Genomic DNA, 12,424 nt, shown 5'->3' with positions numbered 1-12,424 from the left:
TATCGTGCGTTCGTGGAGCGTGTCTCCGATCTTCGAACTAGGAGGCACCGACGATGAGCATGTCCATCCACTGGCAGCTGGAAGACTTCGGATGGGCGAATGTTCGCGTGTCCGACGAGAACATCGAGGCAACCGCGGTCGCCTCCTACGTCACTGGTGCGCCGCAATACCTCCTGCGAGCAGTCACCGACATCGTGCGTGGCGTTCCCGAGGCCCGCGCCGAGTTCGAGGCCGAGCCGACCGTCTACCGGTGGCTGTTTCGTCGCCAGGGCAATGAGATCGACATCCGGCTGCTCGAAGTGGACAACTACGATCTGCCCGACTCGTCAGGAATCCAACGCTGGCGCAGCTGTCAAACCGTCTGGGCGCTCGCCGCCTCGGTGTGCATCTGCTTCCGCGACGTCCTGCGACACTACGGTTTTCAGGGATACCTGGACCAATGGGGTCGTCCCTTCCCCCGGAATGAACTCGAGGCTCTGATCAGCGCAACCCGTCAGCTGGCGCAGCCCTCTGCCGATTCCGATTAACTTCGCGCTGAAGTCGCCATCGCCACGTGTTCCCCTGTCCTGTGTGTCGAGCCCGCCGTTCTGATAAGACCACGCTCAGGCGGTTCGGTCAGCGCGCCATGCGGCATGAGCGGATGCTCCCAGTCGTACGTGTGTCACCAACTGGAAGCTGTGATGACTGATAATCAGTCTGTGGGAGCGGAGCTGATTGGTTTGGCAGTAGCAGGCGTTGGAGTTGTTGGGACGCTGGGTGCGACAGTGGCCGCGCAGTGGGCGGGGTTTCGTGGCAAACGCCTTGATGCTGAGATTCAACGAGATCAGCACGCTGAACAACGGCTTCAGTCAAGGATGGAGCAGCAGCACGAGCAGAAGCAATCTGCGTACTCAGCCTTCAACACCGCGGCCCGGAATTATCGAATGTACCTGCACCACTGTGTGATAGAGCTGGAGCGCGGTGGGCAACCTGATCGTGACGGGCTCGAAGCCGCCCGCGAAAGCTACCGCGAGATCTATGCCCAAGCGCAAATGGTCATCCCGGACCGGGTGCTTGAGGTTTCCGCCGAGCTTGACAGGTGTTTGGCCAATACATATCGGGTCATACACAACACGGTTGATCGAACAGAAGCCGAGCGCCTGGACAAGTTGCATCGATGGTTGGATGGCCCTGTCCTAGAAGCGGTGTGGTTGCTCCGTCAAGTCCTCAGGGAGGATCTAGGCGTCACGTCGGAATCACCGGATCTGCACGTGAAGGTAGCCGCGTTGGCATCCGTCCGGGCCGAGCAATTCGATACCGGAGCTGGAGGTCCAATCTGCCGGTTGCAGCGCAATATTGGTACGTAGTGACCGCACTGGCCGCTCATCGGCTACTTAAGACTGGTGTCAGGACTTGATCTCGGCCAGGATCAAGTCCAGGTGCCCGGTGAGAAGCTCCCTAATCGGCTGCCCGCCCGCGTCATTGGTGTGGCTCTCTCATGGCTTGCCTCTCGCCGGGCACCGCGCGAGGAGTGGCTGGAAAGGGGTCTGCCCGAGCTCGAAGTAGCGTTGCCCTCCCTCGCCGATAACCCCGTAGACCAGGGAGGACACCGATGGCAGTCATCATCGGCATGGATCCACACAAGCGCTCAGCCACCATCGAAGTCATCGACCACACCGGCAAGATCCGAGCTGTCGGAAGATACGGCACCGACAAAGCCGGATACGCCGAAATTCTCACGGCTGGTAGGAAATTCGGAAACAGGGTGTGGGCGGCGGAAGGCTGCAACGGTATCGGCCGCCATATCGCCCATCGTCTGGTCCACGACGGGGAAACCGTACTCGACGTGCCAGCGAAACTCTCCGCCCAGATACGAGTGTTCGCCACCGGCAACGGCCGCAAAACCGACCCCGTCGACGCCCACTCGGTCGCGATCACAGCACTGCACTCACCGAACCTGCGTCGGGTCGAACCCGAAACAGGCCTGCTCCTTCTGAGCATGCTCGCTGATCGCCGCGACGAACTCGGACGCGCCCGCACCGAAACCATCAACCGCCTGCACCGGTTCCTGCTCGAACTTTTCCCTGGAGGGGCCGAAAGATTCTTGTCCGCCACGAAGGCGCGCGCTGATCACGACGATCAAACCACGCGATCCGCTCGGCAAAGCCCGACACCGGCTGACCGTCGAGCTGATCGCTGATCTCGACACCATCGACCGAAAGATCAAAGCCGCCGACAAAGAGCTGCGCCAACTCATCATCGACCGCGGCTCGACATTGATGGACTTGGTCGGCATCGGACCATCCAGCGCCGCAAGGCTTCTCGCCGATACCGGCGATATTCACCGCTTCGCCAACCGGGACAGGTTCGCCTCCTGGAACGGCACCGCACCCCTGGACGCGTCCTCCGGCGAGCAGCAGCGGCATCGACTCTCCCGCGCCGGGAACCGGCGCATCAACCGTGTCCTGCACATCATGGCAGTGGTCCAGCTACGCAATCCGACCCGAGGCCGCCTCTACTTCGACACCCGCTAAACCGCAGGCATGACCTCGATGGAATCCATGCGCTCACTCAAACGCCGACTTTCCAACGTCGTCTACACCCGCATGCTCGCCGACCAGCGACAACACGAAAAGGCAAGCCCGGGAGGGCACTCGGGAACGACTCTGCAATCCAGCGCGACCGGCCTCACCCCGCACACCCATCCTTCGGAAAAGCCACATCCCGGACCTGCCACCAACAAGGCTAACCCCGCACCCGCAGCAGCGTCTTGACATAAAGGGGAGCCATGAGGGTGCGTTCGGCCGGCCCCCGACTCGGCCTGTCCGAGCCGCCCCGTAAGCGGCAGAACCGGACGGCTTACGCAACCGTTTCGCGCTCGGCGAGGAAGGTATCGAGCAGGTCGAATAGAACGGCCAGGACGTGCGCTTCCTGTTCCGGGGTTCGCTTGATGCCAAATTCTTTGTCCGGCAGCGCAATATTCTCGATGAGGGCCCACCAGGCAAGGCTGCTCTTGCGGCGCACATGGTTGGTGAGTAGCCACTCGCGGAAGCCGTCCAGGCCTTGTCCGCCGTGGTGGCGGGCAGCGTAGTCGAATCCGTTGAGGAAGCTCACTACACCGCGTACGGATTCGTAGCCGATGTACATGCCGGGTCGTTTAGCGAAAAGTTGGAGGTACTCACGTTCGCTGAGTTCGTTCACATCCGTGATTTCGCGCCCGTTCACCATTAACCGATGTGTGGGCCCGTAGGAACCAGGCTCGCCTTCTTCCAGCATGCGGACACTTCACCACGGCGGCACGTGACCGGCCAGCCGTACCACGACCTCCAGCAGACAAGCCGTCGTCGGATCCGGCTCCGTGGCTGGTACCAAGCGGTTTGTGCTCTCATGGCGGATCATGTGCGGGTGGATCTGGATGAAGTCGGTCGCCGCAGCGAAGCACTCGCCGCGCGGCTCGGGGTGCCGGCGCCGGACGTCGAGTCGGGCAACTTGCCGGAGTGGTGCCTGAGTGGTTTGCGCCTGCGCCGAAAGAACCGGCATGTCGTGGTCGTGGTCGGCAATGCGTTCGAAGGGCTATCAGCGGTCGAACAGGAGGGTGCGCTTGCCTATATGGTCGCGGCTTCCGGTGGCTATGCGGGTGCACCGGCCAACCGCGATAGCGCTGGATGGAAACGAATCTCGCAAATCGTTGGATTCGTGCTCGGGGTGGCTGTGCCACTGACGATTTTTTTCACTGCGGTGGGCTCGTCAGCGGCGCTGGGGTCCGCCGTGGTGATGGTGCTGTCGATGTTCGCCCTCCTGGCGGTGGTCGTGTCGTGGACTCGGCGAATGATCTATCGGACGGATCATCTGGTGACCGAGGTGATGGGTCGGCCGGTCATGGAGATGCTCTTGGCCCGGGAACGCGGCGGACCGCGCCCTCCGCTGCTTCGAAGCCTGTATGTCCGAGCCGCTGTCCCGAGCTATCGGCGGCGCGTGGAACGCTTGAATGTCGCGAATGTTCCAGAGCCACGGTAGATCTCGACGCGGAGGGTCGATACTGGCCGGTCTCGTCAGTGCGGGAAACGGCAAGAGTGGATGATGTCCTCGGCGGGTGAAGGTTTCGATCCGGTTTAGCATTCGTGCGTGCGTAGAGAATGGGACGAGGCAGACCTGATCGCGGACGGCTTCGAGCGTGTGTACACCGAATCAGAACGGTATGACTGGCCGCGAGCCGGGTTAGCCGATGTCGGCGGTCAGCCACACTATTACAACGGCTGGGCCTTCGACCACGCTGACGACATGTACGAGTACTACGTCTGGCCCGCTAGCGAAGAAGCGGTGGCCTGGGAGCGTGAGTCGTGGGCAATCTACATCGCCTGGGAACTGCGCCGCGAGGCTGGCAAGGCGGGGGACGACAGCCATCCGGGTCTCGGTGGCATCAACACCCGCTACGACGAATTGGCCAATCTGGTCGCTCCGCACCGTCAAGTTCCAGAGAAGAAGCGAAAGCTTCTGGCCGAACGCAGATTCGACAACGGCGACGGCTTTCGAGCCGCTGATACCGGTATGTGGTTCCGATGGCATTCAGATGAGGGCACCGACGCCCACGAGTGAGTGTCGCCGGTGACTACCGCCTGCCGATCTCGATCTGCATGACCTCATCGGCAGCACTGCAGGATTCACCGCGATCGCCTCGGACGTGAACGTCGACACCGCCGGATGTCGTATCTCGATCATGGCCGATCGCCCCTACTCGACCGACACCAACTGAACCAGATTCGCTGTGCTCAACGCACTCAATTCGGTGCGGACACAGAATGGCCCTGAGAATGCTCAGGGGCCGTTGATCTTCAGTCGGGTCGCGCTGGCTGCCGTGAAGCGCGCGGGATGCGCCGATGAGTGCGTGCCAGGGCTGGGAAACTGGACGGGGTGCGGTCTTTGCCAGGCATGATCCTGGGCGTCCAGTTTTCTAGCGAATACACCCCCACCGGCTGGATGGCCTTCTTCACCGGAACCGACACCCGGATGGCTCGCCAGCGGACAGTCGACGGATGGGATTCAGTCACCGGAACCGCGCTGGTGGTCGACCCGGAAACAGGTGTGCGACGGCCGGTTACGGACTATTCCGACTTCTCGCACCTGGAAAAGGCCAGCCAAGTGGTCACCGCGTTCCCAGGGGGCGGGTGGCACGCCTGTCAGCGGGGACACGGGCCTCAGGACCCAGACTCAGCGCCCGAGTTGGTGGTGGCGTGGTTGGTGACGTCGGCGGGCAAACTCGTCCCGATCACCGTGGACGACGACGGGTGGATAGGGGCAGACCAAGACATGAATCGCTTCCTACCGCCGAATCCCTAGGTGCACTCAATTCGGCAGTTGAGGACGTTCTGTACCGCACCAGGTTCCGGCCCTCACAGGCACTGGCCGGTTCCGTCGGGGGTAAGCGGCATGAGCGTATGGCCTGAATATGCCATCAGGCTCGTGTTCCCGCTATTGCGGCTGAGTGCTTCCGGTGCCGCCTAGCACTCGCACGCAAGTCCAGAACGAGTTGCGGCTCATGAATGGCGGCGATGGGAACACGCTTCGTCAGTCGGCGTACGAACAGATGAAGCTCGATGGTCATGGTCCTGGTCCACGTCGTCGGCCGGACCCCGTCGAACCACATGACGCTGACGAACTGCCGGTCAGGTCGGTGCCACCAACCTCAGGAGATGGCACATCTAGACCCGCTCGAGATAGAAATATGCGTATCGGCCGCCGTCGAGGGCGTTCTTGCCGTCCATGATGCCCATCACGGCGTCGTCGTCGATCTTCTTGAAATGGTCGTGAACGGGCTGCCCGTCGAACACCATCGTCGCGGTGACCTCGCCGCGGAACTCCTCCATCCAGAGGCTGCCTTCGCCGTTCTCGGTGTTCGAATACTTGTTGCCGTCGGCGTCCAGGCAGATCAGAGGCTGCACGTCGGTGGCCGAATGGAAGGTCTTGCCGAACCAGTTGATCTGGGCCAGCGTTCCGTTTTCGCGATGGCTGGTGTCGAACTCGCCACCCTCCCATTCGCCGATCATGAAGTCGATGGTCGCGGGCTCCAGCGTGGCCCAGAACTCGTCGAGGTCGGCGTCGGGGATGAGGAAACGCTGTGGTCCGGTCACCAGACGCTGGCCGGCGCGTTTCTTGAGCTCGGAGAATTTCTCGCGGGCCGGATCGTCGCTCACGGTGCTCTCCAATCCAACGGCGGAGGCTCGCATTCACGATACCGCCGCGTGCTGGAGCAATCTACTGGCAAACTCATGGCCGAAGCGAAGTCGGGCATGCGACGTTGTCGTTGACGCCGGTTCAATCGGCGCGACCAGCGGCAGATGAGTGCGTTCCCGTCCGGTGGATCATTTGATCGCCACGAAGCGGTGGAATCTGTTCAGAGGATCGCCCACGGCGGGAGAGGCTCTCTGGCGGAAAGCCATTCGTGCGGTACGCCTCTGACGTCGGCCCGGTCTCCGATGCCGGTATGCGCGGCCACGATGCCGCCGGCGATGGCGGCGGTGGTGTCCGCGTCACCGCCCGCTTGGATGCAGGCGGTGATGGCGGCGGGGTAGTCGTGCAGGTAGGTGGCCGCAACCCAGAGGGTGAAAGGAACGGTGTCCTGGGCGCTGACGCGGGCACCGTTCCCGAGCTCGTAGGCGGCCTCGGCGACCGTGCGGCCCAGCAGCTCCCGGGCGCGGCGAATACCCGCGGTGGTGTGTCCGTCGATCAGGTACGGGTCGACCGCGGCGAGCAGTTCCGCTGGTGTGCAGCCTGTTTCGCGAGTGGCGGCGGCGTGGCTGGCCGCGACGGCCACGGCCATGGCGCCGAGGATCGCCTCGGGATGGCGGTGAGTGATCTCGGCCGAGAAGGCCGCTTGAGTGGCGGCCTGGTCCGGGTTGCCGGCGAAATGGGCTCCGAGTGGGGCGACGCGCATGGCCGCGCCGTTGCCCCAGGAACCACGTCCGTCGAATGCGGCCGCGGCCGCTTCGTCCCAGGGACGCCCGTCACGGATCTCATGCAGCACAACGACTGTGCCGGCGCCGTAACCACGGTAGGGCTCGCAGCGGTCGGCGAACGCGGTCGCGAGCGCGTCGCGATCGATGCCGCCCCGGGTGCGGATCTCGGTGTGCACCGAGCAAGCCATCTCGGTGTCGTCGGTCCAGGGCCACGGTCCAACGGGTGGCCGTCCGGCGAGAAGGTCGGGAATCGAACTGCCGGGCACGAAGAACTGGGCGCCCAGTGCGTCCCCCACGGACAGACCGTCGAGGCTGTCACGAGCGATATCGGATAGATGTGGCATACCCGGGCAATACTGCCAACCATGATCGGCATCTGCAATGGCCGACAACCCATCGCCTGCCAGCGCATGCTCGATTCGGCAGTAGCGGACGTTCTGCACCGCACCAGGTTCCGGCCGCCGACGCCCGCGCTGGCCTGTTCGGTCAGCGCGGTATGCGGTATGAGGGTGCGTTCCGGTGCTACTCGGTTGCCCTGGCGCGACGTTCCGCGGGGTAGTTGGGCGGGCTCAGCGCGTCATGAAAGGCTGGGCAGATGGACTGGCAGGCCGAGAGCCCCGAACTCTGGGCGTTCCTGGTGTCATTGCGGCGCGGCGAGATCCTGTCCGGAACCGTCACAGCGATTGAATCATTCGGCGTGTTCGTGTCGTTGGACGATGGACCCCCGCATCCGATTTACCCGGGCGTTGGGTTCATTACGCTTCCAGAATTGTCCTGGAGGCGTTTCGAAGCGGCTTCCGATGTCGTTCACGTCGGACAACACGTTTCGGGTGAATTCCTGCAGTTCGACACTTGGAATGCCGAGGCCAGGCTGTCTCTGCGAGCAACGCAGCCCGATCCCTTCTATGCCTTTGTCGAGTGCGCAATCGTCGGCAAAGAACTGCACGGGCACGTCACCAAGCTGGTGCCGTTCGGAGTCTTTGTCCAAGTGGCCGATGGGATCGAGGGGCTGATTCATCGCCGAGATCTCGGCCTGACGCCCGACGATGTCGTCCAGATCGGGGACGATGTCACGGTCGTTGTCACCCACATCGACCGGGAAAAACGCCAGCTGTTCCTCTCCCGATCAACCACAAGTCAGCTCTGACCAGCGCGGTATGCGGCATGACCGGATGTCTCGAGCCGGGTCCCGTGCTGCCTTGGTTGGGCCGCGCCCAGCTGCGATCACGGGATGGGCTGGGCCTCAGAGGTTTTGTTCGCTCGTGGGAAGTTCTAGTTGCTCGTCGGGTGCGAGCAGTTCGCCGCCGGGAGGGGGGAGCGGGTTTCGGCGGGTTCCGAACAGGTAGTCGCGGAAGGCTTGCAGGTACTCGTCGAGTTCGCTCTGATCGGTGAACTTGATTTCGGTCGGATCGAACCATTCGTCCGGTGTCGGGCGCCACTCGATCATGAAGTCGAGGGCTTCGCGCACCAGGGCACCGTAGGTCGGATCCGTCGCGCAGGCGTCGCGTAGCACCGGGGCGTAAAGCCGCATTCCAGGGCCGCCGCGCTCGGCGCGGTGCATGTCCCTCAGTGGCCACAGCAGTCCATCGATATGCGGGATTTCGCCCCACCATGTGGTTTTCAATCGCAGGTTCGCGTTAGCGCGCACTCGGCCGCGTGACGCGGTGACAGGCGTCGGGTACTCGTAGGGTGCTCCCCGTCGGTCGATGTCGTGGGTCGGCCCGATTCCGAGGTTCACGGGTGGATACCAGACGCCGCGCCACACCGAGACGCCGAAATGGCGGCGATTCACCGGTAGTGGCTCTGCCAGCGAGACGTCGACGGTAATTCGGTGCACGGGTGGCAACAGTCCATCTGGGAACAGATCGGCGACCATCGACAAGCAATCCCGCACGTCGAAGCCGGTCACGCCGACACCCTTCCAGAGCCAGGCGTTGATGGACTCGTGCGTGTCGAATTCGATCCAGAACCGCCGCGTCGTGGTCATCCGCGATTTCCTCCCACCGGCACTGGTGTCGAACGTCGACCCGATGATCCCAGAGCAGATCAGCGTCCACCACTCGATAATCGGCAGGAGCGTACGTTCGGGGTCGCCAGGCTACCGCCCAGCTTGGGGTGCTGACTCGGCCATCGTCGTCTGCCACTCGTCCGCCCACTGCGTCAGCGGTGCGAGCCGCTCGACGAGTGCACGCCCGGCGCTGGTCAGCCGGTATCCGTCCGCATGTTCGATGAGGCGCGCCTCGACGAGTTCGGCCAGTCGGCGGGTCAGCACGCTCGAGGAGAGGTCGCCGCAGGCGGTCCGTAGTTCGCGGAAGGTGAGAGGGGTTGGGGCCTGGTCGAGTTCCCAGAGCACGCGCAGTACCCAGCGCCGCCCGATCAGGTCGAACAGGGCCATGATCGGGCGGCCGGTGGTCGATCCGCGCACCGGGATTCCGGGGCGCGGTGTTCCGGTCGGCACGATCAGATCTCCTGCGGCGCGGGTGAATTCTCCAGTTGCCGTGCCATTTCCGCGATGGCCGCGCGCAGTGCCCGGTATGGGCGCAGGAACAGTGTCACGTGGGTCAGGCGGCCGTCCTCGGCGAGCTCTTCCCGCAGCACTCCCTGAAGTTCCTGGTCGGCGAATCGGGCCGTGAAGGCGAACATCTTTTCTCGGCCGTCGGTCCACTGCCGGGTCTGGTGCACCGAGTCGAGCACCGTTGCGATCGTGGCCAGCAGGTGCGCTGCACGGGCGCGGCCGTGGTAGTCGGCGACCGGACTCGAGAACGTCGCCTCCTCGGCGAGCAGGTCCGGCAGCCGCGTGGGGTCTTTCGATTGCCACACCGGCAGGATGAGACTCTCGGTCATGCCTCTATTTTAGAGGCACCCGGCGCCGATTGGCCAGATCAGGCAGGGGTGCGGGATCGGCTTGCCCGCAGTAGGTGGACCGGGCGCAGGGCCTGGGGTGGTTCGCCCTCGAATTCCGCGGATTCATCCAGGTATCCAGCGATGAGGTCCGCGGCGGAATGGTCTTCGACGTCGGTGAAGCCGAGTGCGCGCAACTGGGCGGCGAGGTCGTCGGGAGTGAAATAGCTGAGCCAGGGTTCGCCGACGGCTGCTGCTCGGTGTTCGCGGGCCCGCAGCTTCGCGCGGTCCTCCTCGGTGTCCGCGGCCTGCAGGTAGTCGAAGATCACCTCGACCGGCTCCGATTGGCCGGCAATGTATTCGAGGGTGGTGCGGGCGGCGTCGGGTGTCAGATAGAAGACGACACCGAGCCACACGAACACGGCCGGGTCTGTCCGGACGAATCCGGCCGCCTCCAATCGCGTTGCCAGGGAGTCGGTTTCGAAATCGACCGGCACGAAAGTCAATCGGTCGGGCGGGTCGATGCCGGATTCGGTGAGGCGTTGGCGTTTCCACGCTTGGGTGGCGGGATGGTCGACCTCGAATACACGCAGGCTCGGGTGCGGGTTGCGGTAGGCGAAGGTGTCCAGGCCCGCGCCGAGAATCACGACCTGGCGCACCCCGGCAGCGACGGCCTCGGCCACACGATCCTCGGCGAAACGGGAACGGGCAGCGAAGAACAAGCGGCGTGGACGATCACTGACACCCAGACGCAGAATTCCGCCCCCCGCATCAGCCCCGGGACGATCCTCTGAGGGCTGTCCGAGTTCGGCGAGCTCATCCGCGCTGACACCCAGCAGGCGTGCCGCCAGCGGATCGGTGAGAATCCTTGGCCGGTCAGCAATTTGATGATAGGCACGGGCGTAAGCAGTCACGAGCGCCGTCCGGCTGGGTCCCTCGTTCTCCATACCCGAGAAACTACCGGCTATACCCCAATCGGTGTTCGGACCGGACCGGCGGCGATCCGTGGTCAGCTGAGTTTCACTCTGATCGGTGGATGCACGGGTACACCGCGGGCGGTGAGGTCGGACGCGAACCGGCGGACCAGCGGGTCGCTGGGCGCTCCGAGGAGACACACCAGCTCTCGGGTCAGGCGGGGATCGAGGTGTTTCAGGTCTGCGGGTACGGCCGTGGCGAGGGCGGTGGTGGGGACCAAGGCGATGCCGAGTCCGGCCGCGGCGAGCTGGGCGGCGGTGGCGGCCTGGCGGGTGCGCATGATCGGGGTGAGGGTGACGCCGTGGCGGGCGGCTTCGGTGTCGAGCCAGCCGGACAGGCCGTTGTCGCGGTGGTAGTGCACGATCGGCTGGTCACGCAGGTCGTCGAAGCTGAGCCGATCATGTTGGGACAGTGGATGATCGGTGGGAAGAACAGCCACGATCTCCTCGAGGCCGATGAGCGCGGACGCCCCCGTCCAGCGCGTCGGCTGCGGACCGACCGCGAGGTCGGCTCGACCGGATTCGATGGACTGGGCGAGCGCGTCGGCACTGGTGGCTTCGGCGACCAGCACCTCGATATCCGGCGCGCGTCGCCGCCAGGCGCGCAGCACCGGGGCGAGCAGGCTCACGGTCAGACTCTCCGCGCAGGCCAGGCGTATCCGTCCGACTTCGCCGCGCGCCGCGGCGCGCCCGGCACCGACCATGCGGTTGGCGGCGGCTAGAGCCTCACGCGCGTCGGCCTCCACCGCCCGGCCGACAGTGGTCGGTCGCACCCCGCGCGGCAGGCGTTCCAGCAGCGGCGCCCCGATCTCGCGTTCCAGCGCCGCCAGCTGATGCGACAGCGCCGGTTGTGACATGTGCAGTGCTGCCGCGGCTTCGGTGATCGACCCCGCATCCAGGACCGCGACCAGGCATTCCACCGCCCTCAAAGTAGGCATTCGCAAATTCTATGGCAAGCATCGAATACATTCAGATCGCGAAGGGATGATCCGTCCGCGGCACGGTGCTGAAGCAAGCATGACAACACTGCAGAACAAGAAAATGGTTGTGGTCGGCGCCGGATCGGGAATCGGCCGGCGCATCGCCTCGGATGCGACAGCGCAAGGCGCACAGGTTATTTCGGTCGGCCGTCCGGAACTCGACCTCACCGACGAAGCGACGATCCGCGCCCTCGCCGAGCGCGTCGGCGAACTGGACTATCTGGTGTCACTCGCCGCCGACCACGCCAACGGCCCGGTGACCGAGCTGGACCGCGACGCCGTCCACCGCGCCTTCGACGCCAAGGTGATCGGTCCGATCCTGCTCGCCAAACACCTCGCTCCGAACTTCCGGCCCGACGGCGCGATCCTGCTGTTCTCCGGTGGCGCGGCGTGGCGGCCCGCGCCCGGACGGGTGGTGATGGCCGCGACCAACGCAGCCGCCGCCGCGGCCGCCGCAGCCCTCGCGGTCGAACTCGCGCCGCTACGCGTCAACGCGCTGGCCCCCGGCATTGTCGACTCGGGCATCTGGGACGGACCCGGAAAGGACTCGTTCCTCACCGCCATCGCCGAACGCAACCCCGCTCGCCGGGTCGGCACCCCGGAAGACATCTCCGCCGCGGCCCTGCTCGCACTCACCAACCCGTTCATCACCGGGACAACCCTGCATGTCGACGGCGGTGGCCGTCTGGCGTGACGC

General features: G+C 64.5%; 17 protein-coding genes. 9 read left to right on the top strand and 8 right to left on the bottom strand.

Translation table 11 applies throughout. The features are described 5' to 3' along the window. The first annotated feature begins 53 nt into the window (after positions 1–53). The 4 genes from ACWEOI_RS33995 (at position 54) to ACWEOI_RS33980 (ending at position 2,513) form a co-directional block, all read left to right on the top strand. Positions 54–527 (top strand): hypothetical protein, encoded by a 474-nt coding sequence (locus ACWEOI_RS33995; protein WP_452362240.1) that lies wholly within the window; start codon positions 54–56, stop codon positions 525–527. Between the two features lie 171 nt (positions 528–698). Beyond that, on the top strand, positions 699–1,346 hold the full coding sequence (locus ACWEOI_RS33990) for a hypothetical protein (RefSeq protein WP_452362239.1): 648 nt from the start codon (positions 699–701) through the stop codon (positions 1,344–1,346). 245 nt (positions 1,347–1,591) lie between these two features. Beyond that, complete coding sequence (locus ACWEOI_RS33985) at positions 1,592–2,179, top strand: IS110 family transposase (RefSeq protein ID WP_452362238.1); 588 nt, start codon at positions 1,592–1,594, stop codon at positions 2,177–2,179. Between the two features lie 85 nt (positions 2,180–2,264). Next, a complete protein-coding gene (locus ACWEOI_RS33980; protein WP_452362237.1) occupies positions 2,265–2,513 on the top strand; it encodes a transposase in 249 nt (82 codons plus the stop codon). A gap of 325 nt (positions 2,514–2,838) precedes the next feature. Here the strand turns inward: ACWEOI_RS33980 and ACWEOI_RS33975 are convergent, their stop codons facing one another. Further along, a complete protein-coding gene (locus ACWEOI_RS33975) occupies positions 2,839–3,255 on the bottom strand; it encodes a hypothetical protein (protein ID WP_433672168.1) in 417 nt (138 codons plus the stop codon). Positions 3,256–3,384: 129 nt separating this feature from the next. Here ACWEOI_RS33975 and ACWEOI_RS33970 point away from each other — a divergent pair, with 129 nt between their 5' ends. The 3 genes from ACWEOI_RS33970 (at position 3,385) to ACWEOI_RS33960 (ending at position 5,316) form a co-directional block, all read left to right on the top strand. Next, positions 3,385–3,996, top strand: a complete 612-nt coding sequence (locus tag ACWEOI_RS33970) for a hypothetical protein (protein ID WP_452362236.1) — start codon at positions 3,385–3,387, stop codon at positions 3,994–3,996. Between the two features lie 108 nt (positions 3,997–4,104). Further along, positions 4,105–4,575 carry a hypothetical protein gene (locus tag ACWEOI_RS33965; protein WP_433672170.1) on the top strand — a complete coding sequence of 157 codons (471 nt, stop codon included), beginning with the start codon at positions 4,105–4,107 and terminating at the stop codon, positions 4,573–4,575. A gap of 333 nt (positions 4,576–4,908) precedes the next feature. After that, positions 4,909–5,316 carry a hypothetical protein gene (locus ACWEOI_RS33960; RefSeq protein ID WP_452362235.1) on the top strand — a complete coding sequence of 136 codons (408 nt, stop codon included), beginning with the start codon at positions 4,909–4,911 and terminating at the stop codon, positions 5,314–5,316. A gap of 362 nt (positions 5,317–5,678) precedes the next feature. Here ACWEOI_RS33960 and ACWEOI_RS33955 read toward each other — a convergent pair whose 3' ends face one another. Beyond that, positions 5,679–6,203, bottom strand: coding sequence for a DUF4334 domain-containing protein (locus tag ACWEOI_RS33955; RefSeq protein WP_452362234.1), 525 nt, complete (start codon positions 6,201–6,203; stop codon positions 5,679–5,681). Positions 6,204–6,370: 167 nt separating this feature from the next. Then, a complete protein-coding gene (locus ACWEOI_RS33950) occupies positions 6,371–7,228 on the bottom strand; it encodes an ADP-ribosylglycohydrolase family protein (protein ID WP_452362233.1) in 858 nt (285 codons plus the stop codon). A 299-nt stretch (positions 7,229–7,527) separates the two neighbouring features. On the opposite strand from ACWEOI_RS33950, the gene ACWEOI_RS33945 reads away from it, so the two are divergent. Continuing rightward, a complete protein-coding gene (locus tag ACWEOI_RS33945; RefSeq protein WP_452362232.1) occupies positions 7,528–8,079 on the top strand; it encodes a S1 RNA-binding domain-containing protein in 552 nt (183 codons plus the stop codon). A 96-nt stretch (positions 8,080–8,175) separates the two neighbouring features. Here the strand turns inward: ACWEOI_RS33945 and ACWEOI_RS33940 are convergent, their stop codons facing one another. The 5 genes from ACWEOI_RS33940 to ACWEOI_RS33920 all read right to left on the bottom strand — a co-directional run bounded on the left by ACWEOI_RS33940 (position 8,176) and on the right by ACWEOI_RS33920 (position 11,685). Beyond that, complete coding sequence (locus tag ACWEOI_RS33940) at positions 8,176–8,919, bottom strand: hypothetical protein (protein ID WP_452362231.1); 744 nt, start codon at positions 8,917–8,919, stop codon at positions 8,176–8,178. A 111-nt stretch (positions 8,920–9,030) separates the two neighbouring features. Beyond that, positions 9,031–9,390 (bottom strand): winged helix-turn-helix transcriptional regulator, encoded by a 360-nt coding sequence (locus ACWEOI_RS33935; RefSeq protein WP_433672191.1) that lies wholly within the window; start codon positions 9,388–9,390, stop codon positions 9,031–9,033. Positions 9,391–9,392: 2 nt separating this feature from the next. After that, positions 9,393–9,776, bottom strand: coding sequence for a hypothetical protein (locus ACWEOI_RS33930; RefSeq protein ID WP_433672192.1), 384 nt, complete (start codon positions 9,774–9,776; stop codon positions 9,393–9,395). Positions 9,777–9,814: 38 nt separating this feature from the next. Further along, the gene (locus tag ACWEOI_RS33925; RefSeq protein ID WP_452362230.1) at positions 9,815–10,720 is read right to left on the bottom strand and encodes a class I SAM-dependent methyltransferase; all 906 of its coding nucleotides are present in this window, start codon (positions 10,718–10,720) and stop codon (positions 9,815–9,817) included. Positions 10,721–10,782: 62 nt separating this feature from the next. Beyond that, positions 10,783–11,685: a LysR family transcriptional regulator gene (locus ACWEOI_RS33920; protein ID WP_452362229.1), complete on the bottom strand. Its 903-nt coding sequence runs from the start codon at positions 11,683–11,685 to the stop codon at positions 10,783–10,785. 79 nt (positions 11,686–11,764) lie between these two features. Between ACWEOI_RS33920 and ACWEOI_RS33915 the strand changes: the two genes are divergently transcribed. Next, positions 11,765–12,421 (top strand): SDR family oxidoreductase, encoded by a 657-nt coding sequence (locus tag ACWEOI_RS33915; protein WP_433672195.1) that lies wholly within the window; start codon positions 11,765–11,767, stop codon positions 12,419–12,421. Positions 12,422–12,424 lie beyond the last annotated feature (3 nt).

Source organism: Nocardia sp. NPDC004340, assembly GCF_053602575.1.
Note: the sequence above shows the minus strand (reverse complement) of the source record. Positions and strands in the feature narration are given on the sequence as shown.

Bases quoted from the DNA above. Each gene is read 5' to 3' on its own strand.
- ACWEOI_RS33995 (WP_452362240.1), top strand. From the start codon at position 54: ATGAGCATGTCCATCCACTGGCAGCTGGAAGACTTCGGATGGGCGAAT.
- ACWEOI_RS33985 (WP_452362238.1), top strand. From the start codon at position 1,592: ATGGCAGTCATCATCGGCATGGATCCACACAAGCGCTCAGCCACCATC.
- ACWEOI_RS33975 (WP_433672168.1), bottom strand. From the start codon at position 3,255: ATGCTGGAAGAAGGCGAGCCTGGTTCCTACGGGCCCACACATCGGTTA.
- ACWEOI_RS33960 (WP_452362235.1), top strand. From the start codon at position 4,909: ATGATCCTGGGCGTCCAGTTTTCTAGCGAATACACCCCCACCGGCTGG.
- ACWEOI_RS33955 (WP_452362234.1), bottom strand. From the start codon at position 6,203: ATGCGAGCCTCCGCCGTTGGATTGGAGAGCACCGTGAGCGACGATCCG.
- ACWEOI_RS33945 (WP_452362232.1), top strand. From the start codon at position 7,528: ATGGACTGGCAGGCCGAGAGCCCCGAACTCTGGGCGTTCCTGGTGTCA.
- ACWEOI_RS33940 (WP_452362231.1), bottom strand. From the start codon at position 8,919: ATGACCACGACGCGGCGGTTCTGGATCGAATTCGACACGCACGAGTCC.
- ACWEOI_RS33930 (WP_433672192.1), bottom strand. From the start codon at position 9,776: ATGACCGAGAGTCTCATCCTGCCGGTGTGGCAATCGAAAGACCCCACG.
- ACWEOI_RS33925 (WP_452362230.1), bottom strand. From the start codon at position 10,720: ATGGAGAACGAGGGACCCAGCCGGACGGCGCTCGTGACTGCTTACGCC.
- ACWEOI_RS33920 (WP_452362229.1), bottom strand. From the start codon at position 11,685: ATGCCTACTTTGAGGGCGGTGGAATGCCTGGTCGCGGTCCTGGATGCG.
- ACWEOI_RS33915 (WP_433672195.1), top strand. From the start codon at position 11,765: ATGACAACACTGCAGAACAAGAAAATGGTTGTGGTCGGCGCCGGATCG.